The sequence below is a fragment of the Adlercreutzia sp. ZJ242 genome (genome assembly GCF_011038995.1).
Taxonomy (GTDB): domain Bacteria; phylum Actinomycetota; class Coriobacteriia; order Coriobacteriales; family Eggerthellaceae; genus CAAEEV01.
In genome coordinates this window covers 1-23491 of the sequence record NZ_JAAKEE010000023.1, presented here as the reverse complement: position 1 = coordinate 23491, position 23491 = coordinate 1, and the positions used below count along the sequence as shown (strand labels likewise).

Sequence of the window (23491 nt, the reverse complement as noted above, 5' to 3'; positions counted from 1 at the left end):
CTAGACGACGTAGTACCAGCGGACGGAATCGCCTGATGAGAGCACGTATCCGCCCGCGGGGACCATCGGCGTGGAGCCGTTGACTGAGTACATCCAGCCGCTTCCCGCGCTGACCTGCTTCTCGGCAAGCCCGTTGACGGCCGTCACGTAGGAGCTTGAGCCGCTCACGGACACGCCTGACGCGCACAGGGCGTCGTACGCCGTCGCGCCCTCACGCAGGCTCACCGACGTGGAGGCCATGCAGCCGGGGTAGCCCGCGCTCGCGGCCTTGGAGCTGTCGACGTAGACCGACACCGTGATGGTGGCGGGAGCGGGTGCGGGTGCGGAAGGCGTGGCGGCGGGAGCGGAAGCGCCCGGGGCGCCCGACGTACCCGCGCCACCCGATGCCGCCGCGCCGCCCGCAGCGGCGCCCGCGACAGCATCGCCGCCAGAGGCAGCGTCGGCCGAGCCGGCGCCGCCGTCGGCAGAGCCCTCAGCGGAAGCGTCTGCGGAGGATTCGCCGCCAGCTGCGGCCTCGGAAGAATCGCCCGACCCCGCCGCGCCGCCTTCGCCAGCGCCCTCAGCTGGGTCGGCCTGCTGGCTTTGCGATGACCCCTGCGCTGCGGGCCCGCTTTCGACAACCGAGCTCGGAGAGCCGAACGCGAACACGCACGCTGCGACGACCAGCACCAACGCCGCGCAAAGCGCCCCGATGACAACGGGCCGCCTGCTTCGCGTAGAAGCGGGCGCGGCGGCGGTTGCAAGCTCATCGGCCTCTGTCCCCGCAGCGCACGCAGGAATCACCCGCGTATCAGAGCCCGCCGCAGCGTCAGCACGAGGCGCCCCCGACTCATTGCCGAGGGCGCCGTTCTCTTTTTTCTGATCGAGGTCAACCATGCTCTTCGCCTAGCGGACCACGGCGTCTTGCGCCGCGCGCGACGCCCTGCGGCGGGCGGTCACCGCGCAGGCGAGCGCGCCGAGCAAAGCAGCTGCGACCACGCCAGCCGAAGCCCCCGCGTCATCTCCCGTCTGAGCCAAAGCGCTCCCGGAAGGAGCTTGGGAGCCCTGAGTCGTCTGACCAGCAGCGGGATCCTGCGGATTCGGCACGCTCGGAAGCGCCGCCTCGCCCTTGGCAGCTTGGGTGTACACGTTGTAGGCAGCCCCCGTGTTCTTCAGCCCCTGATAGGCCACAAGAGCCATGAAGCCCTGCTGGTCGGCAAGTTTCTGCGAGTACCCCTGGGGGATCACGAAGCCCGTAAGGTCTTCGTTGGCGCTCGCCAGCAGGGCCTTGAGGGGCGTGCTGCCCGTTGTGGTGGCCCACGCCTCACCAGCAGGGTCAACGCCCGCCGCGCAGAGCGCGATGACGGCGACGGCCGTCGAGTTCACGTTCCCGAACCCGCCGTCATCCTGCTGCAGGGAGCGCATGGAGCCCAAAGCATGCGACAACATGTCGCTCGCAAGGGGATTGCCCTGGTAGGCGGCAAGGGCAGGGACGACCATGGCCGTTGTGTCAACGCCCCAACTTGAAGCGAAGCCGCCGCCTGCCTCCTGGGACAGGGCCAGCTTGTCAAGCAGAGCCTGCGCAGAGTTGACAGCGGAAGCGGGCACCTCATACGGCCCCGCTGCATACGCCATCAGCGTGAAGGCGGCGCTCGTCGGGTACGAGTCAACGGCAGAAGCCGTGTCAGCCAACTTCGCCACCAGGTCAATCGTGCCCGTGGCCGCAGGAACCTTCGTGGCGTCAACACCCAGCGCCGTCAACACGAGGATGCTGCGCTGCAGGTTGTAACCGTCAGGCTTGTCGTAGCTCGCCTGCGCCTCGGCGATGACCGCGTCCTTGTTGGCAGTCGAAGCCTGACCCGCAGCAGCGATCGACAGCGCGTTCCAGTCGCTCACGTTAGACTCGCTCGGACCGCCAGCGCCGGCGCATCCTGCCGTGAGGCTGACGAACAGCGTGCGGTGGACGCCCTCCAGATCGGCGTCGAGGGCGCTCGCGTCAACCTTAGCCGTCGAGGGGCTCGGCGTCACAGCCTCTTCGCCCTGGGCCGATCCCTGCGCCTTCTTGGCTACCTTGGCCAATGCCACCCACTGGTCCTTGGTAGGCTGGATGTCAGAAACGTTGGCGCACCACGCGAGCTGGTACGCCTTTCCCACCTCGAGGGCCATGTCGCGGGAGACGGCGGTTGCGTTGTCGCCGTCGACGCCGCTCATCCAGAAGCCGTCAGAGCCGGCGATCACCGTTCCGTCGGCCGTCGTCACGGAGCTGAGGTAGTAGTTCTCACCGTCAGACGTGCTGCCGAACTCGTAGCCCTTTATAAGCCCAGCTTGCTGCGCCGCCTTGAACAAATCGTCGACCTTTGCATCTTTCGCAAGCGAGAACTTTCCGTTCACAACGGGAAGTGCAGCCATTTTCCCATTGCTGTCATAGCCGACGCCCTTGACCAGCGAAAGCGTCACCGTGCTCGCGTTCTGGGCGGCAGCGCCAACCTCTTTGGCGTTGGCAGCCAGCGCCGTCCACTGCTCTTTGGTGGGCTGGATGTCTGAAACATTAGCGCACCACGCGAGCTGGTACGCCTTGCCCGCCTCGAGGGCTATGTCGCGGGAGACGGCGGTTGCGTTGTCGCCGTCGACGCCGCTCATCCAGTAACCGTCGGAGCCGGCGATCGCCGTACCGTCGGCCGTTGTCACGGAGCTGAGGTAGTAATTCTCACCGTCAAACGTGTTGCCGAACTCGTAGCCCTTTATAAGCCCGGCCTGCTGCGCCGCCTTGAACAGATCATCGATCGTCGCGTTCTTCTCGAAATCAAAAGAGGCGTTGACCACGGGCGCGACATCGCCCCATAAAGGAACGCCCTTGACTATCGTGAGCGTTGCGGTGTCTGCCGTTTGCTCGGATGCCGCGGGGGCCGCGGGATCTTCCGCTGCCCATGCCGGGATGGCGGGCATGAGGCCCGCGCACAGCACGAGCGCCATGAGCGCCGCCAGCAATCTTGTCGTGAGTTTTGCGCCAGACCCCGCAGGGGGCGCGAGTTTCGTTCCAACCATGTGTCGGAATCTCCTTCCAGGGCTCGATTCGATGGATGGGCATTCCGACTTCGCCTCACTTGGGCAGATCCACATGCCTGCGATCTCGCGTCAAGCCGCCGCCCTCGCGCCTGCGCACCCCTGCGACCAGGGGCAACGCGTCACGCGCGGCAACGCTCTTGCGAGCCTTCTGCCCATCGGCGTTTACGGTTACTGGTATAGCGAGGGATTCGCACCCTCATTCCCCCAAGCTCACCCGACCTCGAGCAAGCTCGCGCCCCACCGGCGCAACCATCAGTGCCAATACGCAGGCCATTGTAGCACCGCCTGACCGCCAGGCGCGCGGGAGGATGGAGACGTCGAACTGGAACTCGTCAAAGGAGCACGTCGCAGACAACCCCCACGCGAAACCATCTCGAGCCGATCATCGAGAATGCTCGCCAGCGTAAACGCCATGACGTCGTAATCGCAGTGGATCGCCGACGACCCGACGACGTTACCGACAACGATGTTTTTCCATCCACCCCTCAAGTGATTCTGGATGAAACGAGGCCGTTATCGGCGATTTCCCAGGAAAAGTGGCTGCAAAAGGCGCGTTGTCGGTGGTTTTCGGGGCCTAAAGCACCGACAACGGGCCTTTTCCATCCAGCTTTCCAAAACCGTGGATGCAAAAAGGGCGTTGTCGGTGCCCAGGATGGAAAGGGGGCGTTGTCGGTTGCTCAAGTCCCATGGGTTCGAAAAGGCCGTGTCGCTGCTCGCAGGCAGCGAGGATGTTGAGCCCGAGCGCAGGCGGGCAGCTGACACAATAACTGGCGATATCGCCCGAGTTGATTGCTGTGATACATTAATCTTGACGCCAGCCCATCAACCTGAGGAGCGCCCATGCAGCCCGATTCCGAACCTCTTCGCGACCCCGCGCCCCCTGACTCCGAGTCCTTTCGCGACCTTGCGCAACCCAACTCCAAGCCTCTCCGCGATCCCGCGCTCCCCTTCTTCGCCAACCGGGGCTGCCCGTACTTCCCCTGCCACGAGGGCGTCGACCCTGATGACTTCAACTGCCTGTTCTGCTTCTGCCCGCTTTACGCGCTCGGCTCGTCATGCGGCGGGCGCTTCGCCTACGTCGGCGACGGCGTGAAGGACTGCTCCGGCTGCTCGCTCCCCCACGAGGGCTCCAACGGCAACGCCCTCGTGAGCGCCCGCTTCACCGAGCTCGCAGAGCTCGCCAAACCCTCACGAGGCGATCTGCCCAGCGTTAAATGAGCGCGTTCATCATGATCGCGCTCATTTAACGGAGGTCCTCCGTTCGCCAGCAGGAAAGCGAAGCTCGCGCGCCCGTAGCCCCGCGCGCCTTACAGCCCCGCGCGCACCCCCTCCCCCCGTTAACGCAAAGTTGACGGAATAGGGTGCCCTTCGCGCTGACGGGCGCGGCGATGTATGGTAGTGTAGATTCGCTTTACCCTTGCATTTCAAACCACACCTTGGAGAGAGACATGCCCCAGCCCGACGATCGCAAGACCGCCATAGCCCCTGACGAGAAGCAGGTCAACCTGCTCGACCTCGACGAGCCCGCATCTGCGCCCGCGCCGGGCGGCCGCGCGCCCAAGGCCCCTTCCGAGAAGACGCCGCTGGGCCTGAAGATCTTCGGCGTGCTCAACATCGTCGGCGGCCTGCTCCTCATCCCCGAGATCGTGCTCATGCTTCTCGTGGTGGGCACCGTGTTCAGCGAGGGCGGCTTCAGCGAGGACTCCATGATCACGCAGGTGCTCTACGTGGTGCTGGTGGTCTGCGTGGCCGTCACCGTGGTCGCGTTCGTGATCCTGGGCCTCCGCCTGGTGCTCAACAAGCGCCGCGGCGCGCGGCAGACTGCCGAGTTCATCATCGTGCTGCTGATCACCGACTTTCTGTGCAACCTCATGCTGTTCGGGATCAGCGTCGACCTGCTGGCGTTCGTGGTGGCGGGCGTGGTGCTCGTCGCCATGCTCACCTACATCGACCCCACGCTCTCCGAGGAGCGCGAGCTGCAGCGCAAGCTGCGCGACATGGAGACGCGCGAGGATGCCGAAGAGGGCACCCTCGGCCTCGACGAGACGGGTCGCGGGTTCATCGCGCTCGACTTCTTCAACCTGTTCTGGATCTTCGTGATCGCCTGCGTGCTGGGCGACCTCATCGAGACCGTCTACCACATCGTCATCGTGGACCCCGGCCACTACCAGGTGCGCGCCGGCATGCTGTGGGGGCCGTTCTCGCCCATCTACGGCTTCGGCGCCGTGCTCATGACGATAGCGCTCAACCGCTTCCACAAGGCGAACATCCTCGTGGTCTTCCTGGTCAGCGCCGTGATCGGCGGTGCGTTCGAGTACGCCGTCAGCTGGTTTCTGCAGTTCGCCTTCGGCGTCACCGCATGGGACTACACCGGCACGTTCCTGAGCATCGGCGGGCGCACCAACTTCATGTTCATGTGCATGTGGGGCGTGCTCGGCGTGATGTGGATCAAGCTGCTCCTGCCCGTCATGCTGCGCGTCGTGAACCTCATCCCCTGGCGGTGGCGCTACTCGCTGACCGCCGTGTGCGCCGCGCTCATGATCTTCAACGGCGCCATGACGCTCATATCGCTCGACTGCTGGTACAGCCGCCTGGCCGGCCTGCCGAACGACAACGCGCTCATGGAGTTCTGCGCCGAGCACTTCGACAACGACTGGATGGCCGAGCGCTTCCAGAGTATGTCCATCGACCCGAGCAACTCCACCCGCGCGAACTAGCGCCCGCGAAGGGGCTTTGCCCCCCCTTGCCCTCTTCGCATCCGCAGCGTATACTTGTTTTTATACTTGCCTCGGGGAAAGGACGTGCCATGGCGCAGCTTTCGCTCTACCTTGACGAGCCGACCTTGTCCGTGCTCAAGTCAAACGCAAGCAGGGAAAAGCTCTCCCTGTCGAAGATGGCCCAGAAGTCGATCCGCTCCTATTCGTCGCATCAGTGGCCAGCAGGGTTCTGGAACCTGTACGGCGCTGTCGATGACGAGACGTTTTGCGAGCCAGAAGAGCTCGCCTGGGGGCTTGACGCGCCACGCGCGCAGCTCTGACGGCGGGAGGGCTTGCCATGTATATGCTTGACACCAACATCTGCGTCGACTTTCTGAGGGGCCGGCTCCCTTACGCCCTGAAGATGCTTCGCGAAAGCGACCCGCAGCTGTTCAAGGTCCCCGCGATGGTGGAGGCAGAGCTGCGCCTCGGCGCATGCAAGAGCGCCCATCCCATGAAGAACCGACAGGCCGTCGAGCAGTTCCTCGCAGCGTTCGACGTCATTCCGTTCTGCTCGCTCTGCGCAGGCGCCTATGCCCGCGTCCGCGCCGACCTCGAGAGGAAGGGGCTGGTCATCGGCCCGAACGACCTCGTCATCGCCGCAACGGCGCTCGCCCATGACGCCGTCCTGGTGACGAACAACTGCCGAGAGTTCATGCGCGTAGAGGGCCTGCAGATAGAGGCCTGGGAGGAGGTCAGCTTCTGAGCTTCTTCTCGAGAACGGCGAGGCGCTTCTTCACGAAGGCGTCCACCTCTTCGCGGTCCATCTTGAGCGCCACGGCCAGCTCGTCGTAGAGCAGGCTCTCGGCGAGGTCGTGGAACTTCTTGTCGACCGCGGTGGTGCGCCTGCCGGCGTCCTCGCGCTCGCGCGTGCGCTCGTAGGCCGACTTGATGACGGGGATGAGGTCGCGCGCGTCGTTCGACTTCAGGCGGCGCTCGTACTCCTCCTTCACCTGGCGCTCGACCAGGGAGAGCGTGGTGCCGTGCGCATGAAGGATGGACTCGTCGATGGTCCCCGCGTCGAGGATGGAGTCGATGAGCTCGTAGGCCGCGTCCTCCTCCATCGGCGCGCGCATGACCGGCGGCACCGCATCGTCGATTGCCACGTACAGCTTGAGCGACTTCTCGAACAGCGTGTGCAGCTCGAAGTAATCACGCCCCTCGAAGTACGCCTCGCGCACGCGAGCGATGATGCAGACATGATGTCGATAGACGACGGTATCGCCAACAGCGAACATGCAAGCCCCCTCAGATGAGATCCACAAAAACCCGCACGCATGGAGCGAAAGCGGGGCTTGATCCCATTGTACCTGATCAAAGCTAAGAAAGCCGCCCACCGTTTCGGCGGGCGGCTTTCGGTGGCACGTTATGACGCGCGAAGGGAACCAGGGGGGCCGCACGGCTTGACGCAGGTGGCTGCCGCCGATCCGCGGCTCGCGACAGCCGACAGCTCGCCAGAGCTGGCGGGCGGGGCTGTCCGTTCGCCGCAGCCGACGGCGGCTGCCGGGGCATCTCGTAGCCGGCGGCGGCTACCGGGGCATCTCGTAGCCGGCGGCGCGGTACGCCTCGGTCGTCCACTCATGCGCATAGCGGCCGACCCAGTGACCCACGGCGCGGAGCACCACCACGTGGGCGATCATGCTGATGCCGACGCTCACGAGGACCAGCGCCACGAACAGGAGCACGCCCACGATGCCGAGCGCGCCGAACAGCGCCAGAGCGCCGTTCGCCACATCCGCCGACACCGCGAGAGAGGCAGGCAGGGCAACGCCGAGCGCCAGGAACACCGAGCCGATGGAGACCAGCGCCGCGACGACGACGCCCGCCACGAGCGAGGGCCCGATGACCGCGACCGCAAGCCCCGTCCAGTTGCGCTTGAGCACGTTCCACGCCTCGCCGATCCTGAATCCCTCGCCGAGCTGCTGCATGATGGCCATGCGCGTGGCGCACAGGCTCGCGAACATCGACACGCCGATCGCTATCGCGAGGGAAGCCAGCCACCCGAGCAGCGGCACGAGGGCCACGATGCCCGCAACGAGGCCGCCCACCAGGTTGAACACAAACATGATGACGAAGCAGTAGAAGCCGATCTCGAAGTTCTTGCCGTTCACCACGCTCTTCGGCATGGCGGTCCTGCCGCCGAAGGGCACCTCGCGCGACCAGTTGAGCGCGTAGCCTTCCACCGTGAAGTTGAGGATGGGCACGCAGCCCACGAGGCCCAGGAACATCATGCGCTTGAACCAGCCGTCCGTCGCACGGATGTCAGCCATCGCCGCCGACACGCAGCCCACGGGGTACACCGGCTGCGCCTGGGGCTGGGGCTGAGGTTGGGGCTGGGGCGCGGGGGCCGCGTAGGGCTGGGCGGGAGCGCCGTAGGGGTTGGCGCCCGGAGCAGCGTAGGGCTGCTGAGCCTGAGGAGCGCCCGAGGGGTCTGCGGCAGGCTGCGCGCCCGCCTGCGCCACGTCCTCGGGCGGGACGTTCCCCACCGTCACCACCACCGGATCATGCGGGCTGCCCTCGCCCGCCAGCGACTGTCCGCAAAGCGGGCAGAACGCCGCATTCTCGGGGACTTCCCCGCCACAAGCTGTGCATTTCATAAGACCGCTCCTTCTGCCCGAAGGCGTAACGTCAAACATTCCCTCTATTCTACACGCCCGCATGCATGCGCAACTAGCGCGAGCGCCTATTCGTTACACGGCGATTCATGACTTCCTCGCGGCGCAGGCGCTCCGCCCGCACCTCGCTCGGTCGCGGCGACCTGCGCGTGCGCCCCGCGCCCGAGCCCGCACCCGCGCTCGCAGCCCCTTCCGCGCCCGAGCCCGCAGCCGCGTTCGCGCCCGAACCCGGGTCCGCACCCGCGCCCGCATCCGCAGCCGGGTGCAGCGGGCCGGCCGGCTCGTTCACCACGCGGCGGCCCTGCGCTAGGTCGCGCCGGATGCGGAAGTACTCCCACACCAGAAGCACGAGCAGGATGGACATCACGATCAGGTAGCTCAGGACGGCGCCGGGCAGCCCCGTGAACGACACGAGCAGCAAGGGGATGAGCAGCGAGAAGCCGAACGTCACCACGTAGAGCGCGGTGACGTCGCGCTGGCGGCGCATGACCGTGATGACCTGGTACAGAAAGTCGATGGCCGCCGTCACGCCGCCCGCCACGATCATCACGTAGAGCAGGTTGCGCATCGGCTCGAAGTCGATGCCGTACAGAAAGCTCAGCAGCGGCACGCCCACCCACGCCATGACGACGAGAAACCCCGCCGTCAGCGCCACGACGAACAGCAGGATGCCGACCGAGATCATGTCGAACTGGCGGTGCTTCGAGTTGTCCTGCCACACGCCCGCCATGCGCACGAGCAGCGGCTTGTACGCCAGCTGCGCCGTGATGAGGATGCTCTGCGCGGGGAAGTACAGCGCGTTGTAGAACAGCTGGTTGTCGTAGGAGAGCGCGCCCTCCATGACGAACTTCGGCATGGAGTCGATGAGGTTGAACAGAAACAGCCCGACGAACAGGGGCGCCGTGTTCTTGAACAGCACGAATATGCTCGACGCGCTCGCACGGCGCGATCGCGGCGTCTCGAGCAGCGTGAGCGGGTAGGTGATGATGACGAACGACACCGCGGCCGCGACGGCCATGGCGACGCTGGCCACCGCGGCGTCGCGCGTGATCAGAAGCGCGACGGCGAAGGCGAGCAGCGCCAGGATCGAGCGGAACGCCTGCGAGATGCCCGCCAGGTAGAGCTTGTCAACCTGCTGGAGGCGCCCCTCGTACACGTCGGCGAGGCCGTCGACCATCTTGTAGGCGAAGATGCCCATGCAGATGTTGAACATCTCGGCGCCGTAGCCGCGGAGGTTGCAGTACGCGATGCCCACCGCCACCATGATCGCGCAGGTGATCCAGCGGTTGATCTGGTAGTCGTTGAACGAGTGCGCCTCGTCGATGTCGGAGATCTGGTAGGTGCGCACGCCGAAGTTCGCCAGGAACATGAGCAGCAGGCCCACGGCGAACGCCATGGACACCATGCCGGCCTGCTCGGCGCCCACCAGCTGGGTGGCGATCATGGTGACCGCCGGGAACACCACGCCCCACGCGGTGGCGCCCACGGTGTTCCACACGAAGTCGCGCGTGGTGCGGTGGGCCGCGTACTCCTCGTCCTGGCCCGAGAGGCCGCCTTCCTTCACCGCGCCCATGACGCGGTCGAACCAGCGGTTCGCCACGCGCGCGATGGGTCCCTGGCGGCGCTCCCCCTTCGACAGCTTCTCCAATATATGCGGCTTCTGCGGCGACATGCGGCGGGGTTTTGTCCTCCTTGGGGGATGCGTGTTTCAGCTGAAAGTATAGTTGCCCGCGCGTCAGCCTCCGCCTTCAACACAGACGGCCCACAAAACCACCGCGCGAAAAGGCTTTGCAACGAGGCCCCGTTGAGGCTAGTATTCTCAGTGAGCGCAAAAGCGCGCCCTTGATCTGCGGCAGGACTGCGCGCCCCGCGGACCCGAAAGGACCCAGCATGAGCGGATTCGTTCCCAGCACCGGCAAGCCCCAGCAGCCCTCGAAGGGCGTGCGCATCGCCAAGCGCGCGGCCATCGCGGTGCTCGTCGTCGCGTGCATGGCCGCTCTGGCCTGGGTGGCCGTCAACGTGGCCTTCAAAGCCGTCGACTCGTCGCTGCAGAAGAAGCAGGTCACCTCGCTGTCCGAGCGCACGGCCCTCACCAACCTCTCGGCCTCGCTCACCACCGCGCCCGACCTGACCGGCTTCGCCTACGTCGACACGGCGAACCTGATCGGGCCGCGCATCGAGAACATCGTCGTAGGCGAGGTCGTGGAGGGCAAGTCCGGGGCCGACGAAGAGGCTACCCGCACCGTGTCCGCATCGGCCAACTACCGCAACAGCAGCATCGAGGTGGTTGTTCCCGTCACGCAGCCCTACGCCTTCGACAACGACGAGAGCACCTGGGTCGCCGGGGAGGTCACGCTCGGGCAGCCCGTCGTGTCGCCCCTGCGCGCGCCGAGCACCGCCGCCATCGAAGCCGCGCTGCCCGAGCTTCTGCGCGCGTACGACGCCTCGCTGGCCGACCGATTCGCCGAATGCAGCGTCTACGTGAGCTCGAACATGGACGAGAAGGGCGGCACCGCCACGGCAACGCTGAGCAAGACCGAGAAGAACAAGCTCGTCACCTGCGACGTCAACCTGAGCGCCACCTGGTCGGCCTCGACGGGCTGGCAGCTGGCCGTCACGTCGACCGGCAAGGTCACGACGAGCGAGGCAAGCGCGAGCAACGACCCCGGCACCGCCACCATGTCGCTGGAGTGCACGTCGGGAGAGCTGGTGGAGCTCACGGGGACCATCGAGTCGATCGACGGCGTCATCGTGCTGCGCACCGACGAGACCATCTACGTGAGCATCGACGGCAAGGGCGTGACCACGAACCGCTTCTGCCTCACCTCGGCCTCCGATGACCGCGAGGTGAGCATCGGCGCGCGCGTGACCCTGCAGGGCACCATCTCCGCCGGCGGCTCGATCAGCCAGGCCCCCGTGACGATAGCCGTGACCGACATCAAGTAAAAGTCCGGGGCACGTCCCATTACCTCGGACTCCCTGTCGTCCTGAACGGCGCCCCTCCCCTTAGTCATCCCGAGCGGAGCACCCGAAGGGCGCGCAGTCGAAGCATCTGCCCCCCAAGCACGGCGCGCCAACCTACCGATCTACCGACCTAGCGCCCCTGTCCCCAACACCCCATCTGACGCCTCCTTTCCTCCCTCACCAAGGGATTGTTATGATCATTTAGTAGTATCTGTCCAATATTAAGTATTGAAATTATATAAATTAATCTTATACTTGATTCTGTCTTTTCATCCCATGGAACAGGAGAAGGAACATGGAACTCAATCTTGATCGCCGCCAGTTCATCGTGGGCGGCAGCGTCATCGCAGCCGGTGCTGTCATGGCGGGCATGACGGGCTGCTCCTCAAGCAACGGCAGCGGCAGCTCGGCAGCGAGCAGCGCCGCCACCGAAGAAGTAGCCGCACCCGAGAAGCTCGTCTTCGCCTGGGAGCCAGGTGCCTCCGAAGGCAAGTACGAGAACATGCGCGACCTCATGGCTGAGTCCATCAGCGAGGGTGCGGGCGTGCCATGCGAAACCATGACCACCACCGACTACAATGTGTGCATCGAGTCCGTGAACTCCGGCAAGGCGCACTACGCGTCACTCGGCGCCAAGGAGTACGTGGAGCTGCACAAGAAGAACCCGAAGGTCGAGGTGGCCTGGGTGCTCTCCGACGGCGAAGGCGAGCTGAACCCCGTGTCCTACCACTCCCAGGTGCTCGTGCTCGAGGACAACTCCGAACAGTACAAGCAAGCCGACGGCTCCTACAAGCTCACGAAGGAGCAGCTCGAGGGCCAGAACTACTCGTGGGTCGAGCTGTCCTCCACCTCCGGCTTCGTCATCCCGTCCATCTCCATGGCCAAGGAGTTTGGCATCGAGAACCCCGACGACCTGGGCGAGTCCGGCAAGTTCTTCGACACGGTGTACTTCGGGGGCAGTCACGCCAACGCCATGCTCAACGTGCTCATCGGCGACGCCGGCTTCTGCTCGGTCGACGACACCGGCCTGGCTGCGTACTATAACGTCATCGAGGGCGAGAACGGCGAGCTCGGCGCCTTGTACGAGGTCAAGGCAGGCCTCGAGGCCCCATTCGACGAGTATGAGGGCACCAAGCTGCGCGTCGTGACCACCTATCCCGTGCCGGCCGTCCCGTTCGTCGTGAACACCGAGTTCGTCCCGGCCGACATGAACGAGGCCGTCATCGAGTACATGGGCTCCGAGGCCGTCTACAACAACCCCGAGCTGTTCAAGGACCCCTCCGACAAGGATACCGTCACCAAGTACAAGCAGACCACCGGCAAGGTTCGCTTCATCCCGGCACCTGACAGCTACTACGACGACTTCCGCAAGATGATCGGCGAGGAGTAAGCCTTCCCTCCCCTTTCCCCTGCCCCCGAACGACCGACCGCTGACCAAAGGAGAACGGCCCCGTGAGCACTGCGGACCTCCTGCGCATCACCAACCTCTCGAAGAGCTACGACGGCTCGACGAAGGCGCTTGACGGGGCCTCCCTCTCCCTGAGGCGCGGGGAGTTCGTCTCCATCATCGGAAGCTCGGGGGCGGGGAAGTCGACGCTTCTGCGCTGCGTCAACCGCCTGATCGACCCTACGGAGGGGTCGATCCTGTTCGACGGCACCGAGGTGTGCGGGCTGCGCGGCCGCAAGCTGCGCGGGCTGCGCCGCCGCATCTCCATGGTGTTCCAGCACTACAACCTGGTGCACCGCTCAACCGCCATCGAGAACGTCCTTCAGGGGCGTCTTGGCTACAAGAACTCCCTGGCAGGCGCTCTCAGCCTGTTCTCCGAGGAAGAGAAGCGCAACGCCTTCGAGGCGCTCGAGCAAGTGGGGCTCGGCTGCTGCGCCTACATGCGCGCCGACCAGCTCTCCGGCGGGCAGAAGCAGCGCGTGGGCATCGCGCGCGCCCTCGTTCAGGACCCGCTGCTCATCTTGGCCGACGAGCCCATCGCCAGCCTCGACCCCATAAGCAGCCGCACCGTCATGGAGCACCTCCGCTGGGCAGCCGACGAGAAGGGCATCGCGTGCCTGGTGAGCCTCCACCAGGTGGAGTACGCGCAGCAGTTCTCCGACCGCGTCATCGGCATCTCGGGCGGCAAGATCGTGTTCGACGGCGTCCCGGCCGAGCTCACGCCGGCCAAGATCGCCGAGATCTACGGCGAAGACAACCCGAACGCCCCTTTCGCGGAGTGCTGCTAGATGGCCCGGCTGAGAGGGACGCGCCGCAACGAGCTCGCCGACGCCGCCGAGGACGCGGCGGCTGCCGAGAAAGGCGCCTGCGAGGCTCGCATGAGCGCGAGCTTCTTCCCCAAGAAGTACGCCTCGTGGGTGGGCATCCTCGCCGCCTTCCTCCTCATGGGCTTCTTCGCGAGCGACTACATCGGGTTCAACCCCATCGCCGCCGCGCTCGACTTCCCCGGCGGCTTCATATGGTTCCTGCAGGAGTTCGCACCCAACGAGAAGTCCCTCGAGCAGCTCCCGCGCATCGCGAATGCGCTGCTCACCACCATCCTCGACGCCATCGCCGCCGGCACGCTGGCAGCCATTCTCGCCTACATCCTGGCGGTCCTGGGCTCGCGCGTGACGGGCTTCGGCGGTCCCGTGCAGATGGTCATCCGCGCATTCGCCACCATCCTGCGCAACATCCCCACCGTGGCCTGGGGGTTCATCCTGCTGTACTCGTTCAAGCAAGCTGAGTTCACAGGGTATCTGGCCCTGTTCTTCAAGAGCCTCGGCTTCCTGACGCGCACCTTCATGGAGACCATCGACGAGGTCGACCAGAAGCCCATCGAGGCCTTGCGCGCCGCAGGCGCCACGCGGTTCCAAATCATCGCGCAGGGCGTCGTCCCGCTCACGCTTCCGCAGATCACGAGCTGGGTGCTCTATATGTGCGAGACGAACTTCCGCGATGCCACGCTGGTGGGCATGCTCACGGGCACGGGCATCGGGTTCGTGTTCAACTGGTACTACCGCACGTTCAAGTACCCCATCGCAGGACTGGTCATCATCTGCATCGCCGTGGCGGTCATCCTGGTCGAGTCGGCCTCGAACTTCGTGCGCCGCCGCGTCGACTTGCAGAGCGACCACGCCGGCGAGATGCGCACGCGCCGCTCGGGACGCATCCAGCTGAAGGTCATGGGCAAGTCAGACTACATCCTGCTGGCATTCGCCCTATTCCTGGTGATAGTGACGGCCTTCACGTTCTTCCAGATGGACTACGGCAAGGTCGACGTGGCGAAGGCGGCGGAGAACTTCCTCAAGTACTTCGTCATCATGTTCTCAAGCCCGCATCTGGCTCACTTCACCGCCGAGGAGATGATCGGCGCGATGGGCGTGACCATCGGCATCGCCGTGCTTACCACGCTCGGCGGCATGGCCATCGCGCTGGCGCTCTCGCTTCTGGCAGCATGCAACCTGTCGAGCAAACGCGTGAGCAACGTGATCAAGACGCTTATGGCGCTCATTCGCTCCGTCCCCACCATCATCTGGGTGCTCGTGTTCACCGTGGCTATCGGGCTGGGGTCTGAGGCGGCCGTGGTGGGCATGATGTTCCACACCGTGTCGTTCTTGACGAAGGCATTCTCCGAGGCGTTCGAGGAGACCGACCAGGGCGTGCTCGACGCCCTGCGATCCACAGGCGCCACGTGGGGGCAGGTGGTCACGCGCGGCGTGATGCCCGACAAGCTCAACGAGATCCTGTCGTGGACGTTCATCCGCTTCGAGAACAACTTCGTGGGCGCGGTGACCGTAGGCGCCATCGCCGGTTCGGGCGGCATCGGCTACCAGCTGTACATGGTAGCGAACTACATGTTCGACTGGCACGAGATGGGGCTCATCATCTACATGTGCTTGGCCGTGTCCATCACGCTCGAGGTGATCGCCACCTACCTGCGCAAGCGCTTCATCGTGCATCGGTAGGGAAAAGCTCGCACGGAAGGTTGGCGCGCGCCACGTCGCAGAGAAATGCACGAGAAAGGCTCACAAGGTGCGAGAAGGGAGGAGCACGCGAGCACATGGGCGACTTCAAGCTGACATTGGACGAGTACACGGGGCGCGACGAGTGCGTCCGCGTGCCTGACGGCGTGGCCGTCATCGGGCGACGGGCATTCGCCAACAACCGCCACCTGCGCGCAGTGACGCTGCCGGAGGGCGTGCGCGTCATCGAGGAGCAGGCATTCGCCTCGTGCGTGAGTTTGGAGAGGGTGGAGCTGCCCACGAGCCTCGAGCAGGTAGGGAAAGCGGCGTTTCGCGGGTGCCGGAGCCTGCGCGCGGTAAACCTCGCGGACGCCCGCACGCTCACCGAGCTGCCCGAGGCGACGTTCCAACGCTGCCTCGCCCTCGAGGAAGTCGACCTGCCCGAGAGGCTAGAGTCGATGGGGCCCTCGTGCTTCAAGAACTGTGCCGCTCTCGCGCACGTCGAGATCCCCGCAGGCGTGGCCTTCATCGAGCGCGAGACGTTCTGCGGATGCGCGTGCCTGCGCGAGGTCGCGCTGCCTGAGGGGCTGGTGGCGCTTGACGCGCGTGCGTTCTGGAACTGCAGCGCGCTCGGGTCGTTTGCGCTGCCCGCAAGCGTTGACTTCCTCGCCGACGACGCGTTCGGCGCCGACGCCTAGCAGATGTGCTGCGACGCGAGCGGCGCCTTCGCGGCATCGCTCGCTAACAACAGCAGCAACCCGCTGATGTGCTCGCAGCTCCCTCGCGCACCTCGCGTTCTTTGCGCTCCCTGCCCTCGAAGAACCCGCGCAGGTTCTCGGGCAGCACGTAGGGGCCTTCCTCCGGATCGGCCTTCTTCTGCTTGATGACCGTGTCGATGATGTTGGCCACCAGCATGTCGGTCGGCGGCACCTCGTAGTATGTGCCGTTGAAGGGGAAGACGCGGCACTTCACGTCGTAGTCGCTGATGTCACTGCAACAGTCGCAGTCGTTCTCCTCGATGGAGGGGCACACGTCCACGCCGTTCACGCGAACCGTCGGCGAGCTGTAGAAGCGATAGCGCTCGGCCAGCGCGGCGTTCTCGACGTCGATCTGGTTGAGTACCAGGTTGTAGCCGCACGCCTCGAGCACCGGGCGGCACTTCTCGACGGCGCGCGCCACGCGCTCGTCAGTGCCCTGGCAACGGTCGCACACCGTGAGGTCGAGGAACAGGAAGTCCACGATGACGTTCTTCTTGTAGCCCTTGTACGGATCGTCCTCGCAGCTGTAGGCGCTGTCGGAGCAGCAGCCAGAATCGCCGCAGCAGCAGGACTGCTCGGTTTCCTTGGACTTCTTGCCCTCCTTCTTTTTCTTGCCCTTCTTGGACTTCTTCTCTTTCTTGTTCTTCTTCTTGATGTCGCCGCAGCAGCAGGACTGCTCGGCCTTGTCCTCGCCCTGCTCCTCGGAGCCGCAGCAGCAGGGCTCCTTGTCCTCAAGCTTCGCCACTCTTCATCCTTTCGTTGCAATACTCCATATCCAATAGTTGTGATGAGCCTATAATACTCCTTGTTGAGGGAAAGAAGCGCGAGGCGCGCGGACAAGCCGCCCAAACCGCACGAGGAGCCGTCATATGGGAAAAGGCAAGAAAACGAAGAAGGACCAGAAGGGCACGTCGTGCGAAGCGGCGCCGAAGAACTGCGTGCAGTTCATGCTCATGAGGTATCGCGGCGAGGTCGGGCTGAAGCCGAAGCAGGCCATGCGCCTCGGCGAACCACTCGGGCACGGCATGGCGCACGGCGGCACCTGCGGTGCGCTGATCGCGGCCCTTATGCTGACGGGGCTCGCAGGTCGGGCAGACGCGACCGAGCCCATGGTGCACGCGTTCCAGCGCGAGCTCGGCTTCCTCACGTGCTCCGACCTGATGCGTCACCACGTGTCGTGCAACGCCTGCATCAAGAAGGGCTGCGCCCTCGTCGACGAAGTGCTGGAGGGATAGCCGTAGTGAAGCTGACGAAGATCCCCTCCACCTGCCAAGGGTGCCTGGCGAACTGCCCCGTGACCGTGCGCGTGGAGGCCGACGGCGACGTGCGCGTGGAGGGTAACCCCGCTTGTGCGGCAACGCACGGCACAACGTGCCCTAACGTGCGCATCGCCGAGGAGCAGCGACGAGACCCCGACCGCCTGCTCTACCCCCTGCGCCGCACCAATCCGCGCAAGGACCGCCATGAGCAGCCGCGCTTCAAACGCATCACCTGGGACGAGGCGCTCGATGAGATAGCCGACCGCCTGATGGCGCTACGCACGCGCGGCGAGGGACATCGCGTCGCCTTCGCCAAGGGACGTTCCACGGGCATCGCGAACCTGCTCATGAAGGCGCTGCCCGACATCTACGGCACGCCCAACCGCCTCGACCACGACAGCATCTGCGCCGAGGCTGAGAAGCTCGCAACCGGATGCCTCGACGGAACGTGGGACTACCACGACTACGACTTCGAGCGAGTCGAGCACGTGATCATGTGGGGGACTGACCCGCTCGTCGGCAACCGCATGAAGGCGCGCTTCCTGCGATGCGCTCCCGACCTGCGAAGGCGGGCTCACGTCACCGTCGTGAGTCCGCATCGCTCCCTCACCGCCGAGTACCTGCTGCGCGGGAGCGAGGACGCGATGGGCGGAGAGGACGAAGCGGGCGCCAAGGCCGACGCGGCCGACGCAACCGACGTGGCCAGCGCAACCAGCGTGGCCGTCGCGGCTGATGCGGACGGCGACACACCGCATCGCTGGTTGCCCGTCATCCCTAGCACCGACGGCGCGCTCGCCTGCGCGATGGCGCACGTCATCTTGACGGAGGGCCTGTGGAACCGCGCGTACGCGGGCGACTTCGCACCGGACGCGCCCACGCAGCGCTTCGAAGCAGGCATGCGCATCGACGAGGACGCCTTCGCCGAAGTCAGCACGCACGGCCTTGTCACCTGGTGGAACGAGGCCCTCAAGGACGCAACGCCGGCCTGGGCGGAGACGCGCTGCGGCATCGGCGCCAATGTCATCCACGAGACGGCGCGCGCCTTCGCCGCCGCCGGGCCCCGCGCCATCTCGTGGATCTCCCCCGGCGTCACCATGTGCGCCCGCGGACTCTACGCCGGCATGGCCTGCTATGCGCTCAACGGGCTTGTGGGGTCGATCGGCACCGAGGGAGGCGTGCTGCGGTTCCCGAGCATCCCCACCTCGGCGCTCCCCTCCACCGAGCCGTTTCAGGACGAGGCGGCACGCGAGGCAAACGCCCTACCTCCCGTCGATCACCGTCACGACCAGGGGCTCGCGGCAGCCAAGGCCGGCAAGCTCGGCAGCTACCCCGTGATCAACGCCGTAGCTGACGGCATCCTGGACGGTGAGCCCTACGAGCTCGACACGCTCATCGCCTACTGGGTGAACTGGGCGTACTCATGCACCGGCGCGCAGCGCTGGGAGGAGGCGCTCGCGCGGGTGCCCTTCTTCGTCCATGTGACCACAAGCCTCTCGGAGACCTCGATGTTCGCCGACATCGTGCTGCCTGCACGCCACCACCTATTCGAAGACTGGGGGTTCGCGCGTTCGCGCATGGGTGGCATCTCGTGCGCGACGCTCGAGCAGCCCAGCGTGGAGGCCCCGGGGGAATGCCGCGGCGACGAGACCGAGTTTCCGTTCGACCTGGCCGTCAAGCTGGCAGAACGCGAGTTCGACGCACCTCTGCGCTACTATCGCTCCGTGTGCGACCCCTGCACGGGCGCCGCGCCGCAAAACGGCCGCGAGCTGGGAGAGTTCGCCGTCAAGCGCATGCTGCGCCCCCTTTGGGACAAAGACGGGAGCAGCGCACGCGAAGCATGGGAGGCGTTCCGCGCATGCGGCGTGTGGAACAGCGAGCACGTCGTCGGCCGCAGCGACAGCGAGCCCGTCGAGCCGCTTCCCACGCCTTCGGGCCGCTTCGAGTTCGTCAGCGAGAAGCTCCGCTCGTTGCTCGAGGAATACGCGCGAAAGCACGACCTCGGCTTCGACGAGGCCCTCTCCACGCTCGGATACGAAGCGCGCGGCACGCTGGCGCTCGTCCCGCACGCCGAGCCGCCCGTGCGCCTCGGCGACGAGAACGCGTTCCCCCTCGTCCTCACGCAGCACCGCTCACGGCTCTCGCTTGAGGGCCGCGCGGCCAACACGGAGCGCTTCCAGCGCCTGAAGGGCACCGACCCGGGTGACGAGGCCTGGGACGACGTGCTGAAGCTGCACCCCGATGACCTGGCGAAGCTGGGTCTGACCTCGGGCGACGCCGTCCGCGTGACCTCAGTGCAGGGATCGATCACATGCCGCGCGAAGGCGTGGGACGGCACGCGCCCCGGCGTGGCGGCGAAGTGCTACGGGCAGGGCCACTGGGCCTACGGGCGCGTCGCCGCAGCTGACTTCGAACACGGCATCCCGCGCGGCGGCAACAACAATGAGCTCATCCCCGCCGCGTACGAGCGCGTGAGCTCCGCCACCGCGCGCCACGGGGGCCTCGCCCGCATCCGCGTGGAGAGGGCCTGAGAGACGCGCTACTTCACGGGCTTGCGCGCCACCTCGACGTAGGCGCTTGGGCGCACGTTGCGCTTGATCAGGCGGAAGCAGCAGAGGGCCGTCACGGGAATAGCGATGGCGAGCAGGGCGCCGAAGTCGAAGCTTGCGATGGTGCCGAACCGGTCGATGATCATGCCGCCGATGGAGGGCCCGAACGCCATGCCGCACGTGCTGCCGGCGCTCATCCAGGTGATGGCCTCGGTGAGGCGATCGCCCGGCACCGCGCGCTCGCACGTGGCGTTCGCCACGATGAGGAAGGGCGCGTAGAACAGCGCGGCGAGCGTCGACACCACGAAGAGCGTCTCGGCCGAGTCGATGAGGCACATCGTGCCGTACGCGCACCCGATGAGCACCGCGCACCCCACCAGCTGCACATGCTGCGGCACGCGCAGGTTCACCATGCCGAACACGAACCCCATGGCCATGGACACGCACGACGCGACGACGAGGATCACGCTCGCGATGTTGGGGTTGCCCAGGTCCTCCGCGAGCGACACGGTGGCGGTGTCGAACACGCCGTAGAACGCGCCCACGAACATCATGAGCACGAACAGCACGCGCACCACCGGCGACGTGCGAATCACGCTCCCGTGGCGCGCGTCGGACGCGAGCGCCGCAGACGCCGCGGCGCCCTCCCCTTCGCCGCCTTCCGCAGACGCCCCAACGTCCGAGGCCGCAGCGTCCTTCCCCTCCGCGCCCTTCGCCGTCCAGCCGGGCTCGGGCTCGGTCGACCTCGACAGCGTGAGCACCGCGGTGCCCGCCACGAACGCGATGCCGCCGGCGAGCAGGCCCGCCACCGGCGCGATGGCCGTGGCCAGCGCGATGGAGATCGACGGGCTGAACATGAAGCCGATGTCGTCGAGCACGCCCTCGTAGGAGAACATGGTGCGCAGGTCGGGCGCGGCGTCGCCGAGGCGCCCCGTGCGGATGAGGTACGTCCAGCGGGCGCGCGGCAGCGCCTGGGGGCTCGGCACGAACCCCATGAGGACGGCCGCCGCGAACAGCACCCACTCCGGCCCGCGCAGGCTCACGTCCACCAGCATGATCGCGAGCCCCACCATGGTGACGGCTGCGGCGACGGGCACCACGCGCGACTGACCGCGCTCGTCAATCAGCTTCGACACGCGGGGCGAGATGAAGAACGTGGCCAGCGCGATGGCCGACGTCGCGAGCCCCGCCGTGAAGAACGAGTAGCCCGCCAGCGTGAGCATGGTGACGGTGCCGATGTTCATCATGTACACGTAGAAGCGCATGAGGAACGCGCCCGCGTCGAACGGGTACGCCGCGCGCACGCGCAGTATGGCCTTGTAGACGCCCGGGTTCACCGTCGACATGGAAATCCCCTACAGCTCGAGCTCGTACAGCACGAAGTCGGTGACGCGCGGGTCGGCGTAGGCCAGGCGCGCATGGCCGCGGTTGTCGAACCCGTAGCGCTCGTAGAGGCGCTGCGCGCCCTCGTTGGTGCCGAGCGTGTCGAGGCGGATGACGCGCTTTCCCTGCTCGCGTGCGATCTCGCGCACGCGGTCGATCATAGCGTGCGCGATGCGGCGCCCCTGCAGGCTCGGGTGGACGGCGAACAGGTGCACCACGGCCACCTCGTGCGGCTGCGCCGCAACGCGCCAGGGCACCTTGTCGTAGCCTTCCGCCACCTCCTCGTTCACGATGATCGCCGAGGCGAGCACGCGGCCGCCTTCGGGAAGGCTGAGCCAGCCTATGAGCAGGCCGCCCTCGCGGACGGCGCAGGCGAGCTCGTCCTCGGAGGGATGGATGCCGCGCTCCCACAGAGGGTCGTTGTCGGTTCCCGAAACCGCGGCGATCACGTCATCGTAGAAGCCCATGACCTGGGGGATGTCGGCGAGCGCGGCGCGCGTCACCGCGAGGTCGCGCGGGTTGATGGGTGCGGGGGCTAGGGTGGCACGCGCGGGGGCGGGAGCGGGGGCGGAGGTTGGGGTGGCGGGGGTTAGGGCAGTTGGGGCGGGAGTTGGGGCAGAGGCCGGGGTGGTCGGGGTGGCGGGTGCGGATGTGGATGCGGAGGCCGGGGTGGGCTTCGGCGTGGATGCGGGCATGGCGGCTCCTTGGGGATGTGCGCGCCGCGCGACGGCGGCGCGACGGCGCCTCTCCGTCGTCTGAGGCTGATCGGTGTCGTTCGCTGCAAGCCTACCACATCGCGCGCCCGCACGCGCGGCGCGTTACGCGATGGCGAAGCACAACGCCGCGAACATGATGGTCAGCAACGCGAACCCGCCGATGAAGGCCCGGGCAGCAGGGCGCGCGAGGTTTATGGTCCAGCCGATGCCGAAGCGCTCGGGCAGCCACAGGCTCGCGTCGTCGGGGTTGAAGTAGAAGACGCCGAGCTTCCAGTGCGCGTCGTCGTCGAAGGGCATGAGGGGCGCGTCGGCCGCCGCGTCGCCAGACGCCGCGCCCGCACCCGACGAGGCACCCGCCGAGCTGCCCGTCGCAGGAGCCGCGCCCGTGCCCAAAGCTGCGCCCGCGCTGGCAGCGCCCGCCGCCTCCATGCGCCTGAACAGGCGCGATCCGTTCTGCCCGTAGACCACGGCCAAGATGAGGGAGCCTGCCACAACGGGAACGCACGCCGCGCAGATGATGACCGCCGCCGCGTTGAGCGTGATGAAGCCCGCCGACGACGCCATGAACGCAACGCCCATCGTCAGCGAGAGGATCAGGCCGCATGCCAGCAGAAAGATGCTCTGCGCGCGGGCGAACAGGCCGTAAGCCAAGGCCGAGGTCATCGGCGCGCCGGGGTTGGTCGGGCGCTTCGAACGCGTCATCGACCAGTGGCACAGCATGAGCGTCGCGGCGAGAAACGCGATCACCACCAGAGGGAACGAAGCCGACCAGGGGCTTTTCGGGCTGTAGTCGTTCACGTTGCCCGCGAAGTCGACGTGCATGGGAATCATGTCGGGCATGAGGGGGTACCATGTCGCGCCGAGCGCGGCCACGAAGAGCATGACGGGCAGATAGAGCAGGTTCCATGCCAGCGACACGGGGCCGGGGACGTCGCCCTCCGCCACGAGGGCCGCCGCCTGCTGACGCGGCGCATGCCAGCCGCGCTCGCGCTTGATCGCCATCACCTTGCGGCGATTGCGCAGCATGAGGACGAACGACGCCGCTGCGGGGATGAGGGCCAGAAGCGCGATCGCGCCGATGAGCGCGTTGGCGTCGGCCTCCGAGTAGCCCACCTGGGCGAGCGGCGCCGTCGCGAGGGCGGCGAGCACGGTGAGGGCGGCTGTCAGGGCGGCCACGATACGCGCATAGCGGCTCTTCAGCGCCTTGATCTGAGGGTCGGCGTGCGCGCTTTCGGGGACGGTCACCGCGAAGCACTCGCGCTTGGGCATGAGGTAGGGAGTCGCCGCCATGAGGCCGCCCGCGAGCGGCACCGTGAGGACGAGCAGGGCAAGGGGGAAGAGGGTCTCCATGAAGGCTCCTTCGTCAGGCCGTGGGGACAGAGGGGGCGGGAGACGCGGCAGGGCGGCCCGCGGGGCTGCAGCCGCCCGCAGCCGCAAGTCCGCAGCCGCCCGCACCCGCGGGGCCGCAGCCGCTCGCAGCCGCGAAGCCGGCCGCGCC

The 23491-nt window shown here is 66.5% G+C and carries 20 protein-coding genes; 11 read left to right on the top strand and 9 right to left on the bottom strand.

The features are described 5' to 3' along the window. On the bottom strand, positions 1-669 hold the full coding sequence (locus G7Y49_RS07050; protein WP_206214589.1) for a DUF4430 domain-containing protein: 669 nt from the start codon (positions 667-669) through the stop codon (positions 1-3). A 216-nt stretch (positions 670-885) separates the two neighbouring features. Beyond that, positions 886-3024 (bottom strand): hypothetical protein, encoded by a 2139-nt coding sequence (locus G7Y49_RS07045; RefSeq protein WP_165172409.1) that lies wholly within the window; start codon positions 3022-3024, stop codon positions 886-888. 861 nt (positions 3025-3885) lie between these two features. Here G7Y49_RS07045 and G7Y49_RS07040 point away from each other — a divergent pair. The 4 genes from G7Y49_RS07040 (at position 3886) to G7Y49_RS07025 (ending at position 6507) form a co-directional block, all read left to right on the top strand. Then, positions 3886-4263: a cysteine-rich small domain-containing protein gene (locus G7Y49_RS07040; protein ID WP_165172407.1), complete on the top strand. Its 378-nt coding sequence runs from the start codon at positions 3886-3888 to the stop codon at positions 4261-4263. A 260-nt stretch (positions 4264-4523) separates the two neighbouring features. Continuing rightward, positions 4524-5762, top strand: coding sequence for a putative ABC transporter permease (locus G7Y49_RS07035; protein ID WP_370519621.1), 1239 nt, complete (start codon positions 4524-4526; stop codon positions 5760-5762). An 89-nt stretch (positions 5763-5851) separates the two neighbouring features. Beyond that, positions 5852-6082, top strand: coding sequence for an antitoxin (locus G7Y49_RS07030; RefSeq protein ID WP_165172403.1), 231 nt, complete (start codon positions 5852-5854; stop codon positions 6080-6082). Between the two features lie 17 nt (positions 6083-6099). Further along, positions 6100-6507 carry a type II toxin-antitoxin system VapC family toxin gene (locus tag G7Y49_RS07025; protein ID WP_165172401.1) on the top strand — a complete coding sequence of 136 codons (408 nt, stop codon included), beginning with the start codon at positions 6100-6102 and terminating at the stop codon, positions 6505-6507. Here the strand turns inward: G7Y49_RS07025 and G7Y49_RS07020 are convergent. The 3 genes from G7Y49_RS07020 to G7Y49_RS07010 all read right to left on the bottom strand — a co-directional run bounded on the left by G7Y49_RS07020 (position 6497) and on the right by G7Y49_RS07010 (position 10088). Then, positions 6497-7039, bottom strand: a complete 543-nt coding sequence (locus G7Y49_RS07020) for a CarD family transcriptional regulator (RefSeq protein WP_165172399.1) — start codon at positions 7037-7039, stop codon at positions 6497-6499. The two genes, G7Y49_RS07025 and G7Y49_RS07020, sit on opposite strands and share 11 nt — an antisense overlap. A gap of 291 nt (positions 7040-7330) precedes the next feature. After that, a complete protein-coding gene (locus G7Y49_RS07015) occupies positions 7331-8398 on the bottom strand; it encodes a DUF4013 domain-containing protein (RefSeq protein WP_165172397.1) in 1068 nt (355 codons plus the stop codon). Positions 8399-8471: 73 nt separating this feature from the next. After that, entirely contained in the window at positions 8472-10088 is a 1617-nt protein-coding gene (locus G7Y49_RS07010; RefSeq protein WP_165172395.1) for a lipopolysaccharide biosynthesis protein, read from the bottom strand. 218 nt (positions 10089-10306) lie between these two features. Between G7Y49_RS07010 and G7Y49_RS07005 the strand changes: the two genes are divergently transcribed. From G7Y49_RS07005 to G7Y49_RS06985, 5 genes are all read left to right on the top strand, one after another. Then, entirely contained in the window at positions 10307-11362 is a 1056-nt protein-coding gene (locus tag G7Y49_RS07005) for a hypothetical protein (protein ID WP_165172393.1), read from the top strand. A 313-nt stretch (positions 11363-11675) separates the two neighbouring features. After that, complete coding sequence (locus G7Y49_RS07000) at positions 11676-12770, top strand: PhnD/SsuA/transferrin family substrate-binding protein (RefSeq protein ID WP_165172391.1); 1095 nt, start codon at positions 11676-11678, stop codon at positions 12768-12770. A gap of 62 nt (positions 12771-12832) precedes the next feature. Further along, positions 12833-13615 carry a phosphonate ABC transporter ATP-binding protein gene (gene phnC / locus G7Y49_RS06995; RefSeq protein ID WP_165172389.1) on the top strand — a complete coding sequence of 261 codons (783 nt, stop codon included), beginning with the start codon at positions 12833-12835 and terminating at the stop codon, positions 13613-13615. Further along, entirely contained in the window at positions 13616-15334 is a 1719-nt protein-coding gene (locus G7Y49_RS06990) for an ABC transporter permease (protein ID WP_165172387.1), read from the top strand. 95 nt (positions 15335-15429) lie between these two features. Continuing rightward, a complete protein-coding gene (locus G7Y49_RS06985; protein ID WP_165172385.1) occupies positions 15430-16029 on the top strand; it encodes a leucine-rich repeat domain-containing protein in 600 nt (199 codons plus the stop codon). A gap of 43 nt (positions 16030-16072) precedes the next feature. On the opposite strand, the gene G7Y49_RS06980 is transcribed toward G7Y49_RS06985, so the two are convergent. Next, a complete protein-coding gene (locus G7Y49_RS06980; RefSeq protein ID WP_165172383.1) occupies positions 16073-16834 on the bottom strand; it encodes a DUF2703 domain-containing protein in 762 nt (253 codons plus the stop codon). Positions 16835-16958: 124 nt separating this feature from the next. Here G7Y49_RS06980 and G7Y49_RS06975 point away from each other — a divergent pair, with 124 nt between their 5' ends. Both G7Y49_RS06975 and G7Y49_RS06970 read left to right on the top strand, forming a co-directional pair. Continuing rightward, the gene (locus G7Y49_RS06975) at positions 16959-17324 is read left to right on the top strand and encodes a C-GCAxxG-C-C family protein (RefSeq protein WP_165172381.1); all 366 of its coding nucleotides are present in this window, start codon (positions 16959-16961) and stop codon (positions 17322-17324) included. A gap of 5 nt (positions 17325-17329) precedes the next feature. Next, positions 17330-19876: a molybdopterin-dependent oxidoreductase gene (locus G7Y49_RS06970; protein ID WP_165172379.1), complete on the top strand. Its 2547-nt coding sequence runs from the start codon at positions 17330-17332 to the stop codon at positions 19874-19876. Positions 19877-19884: 8 nt separating this feature from the next. On the opposite strand, the gene G7Y49_RS06965 is transcribed toward G7Y49_RS06970, so the two are convergent. From G7Y49_RS06965 to G7Y49_RS06955, 3 genes are all read right to left on the bottom strand, one after another. Further along, a complete protein-coding gene (locus G7Y49_RS06965; RefSeq protein WP_165172377.1) occupies positions 19885-21240 on the bottom strand; it encodes an MFS transporter in 1356 nt (451 codons plus the stop codon). A gap of 9 nt (positions 21241-21249) precedes the next feature. Beyond that, a complete protein-coding gene (locus G7Y49_RS06960; protein WP_206214588.1) occupies positions 21250-21780 on the bottom strand; it encodes a GNAT family N-acetyltransferase in 531 nt (176 codons plus the stop codon). A gap of 315 nt (positions 21781-22095) precedes the next feature. Next, complete coding sequence (locus tag G7Y49_RS06955; protein ID WP_165172373.1) at positions 22096-23343, bottom strand: DUF1648 domain-containing protein; 1248 nt, start codon at positions 23341-23343, stop codon at positions 22096-22098. Positions 23344-23491 lie beyond the last annotated feature (148 nt).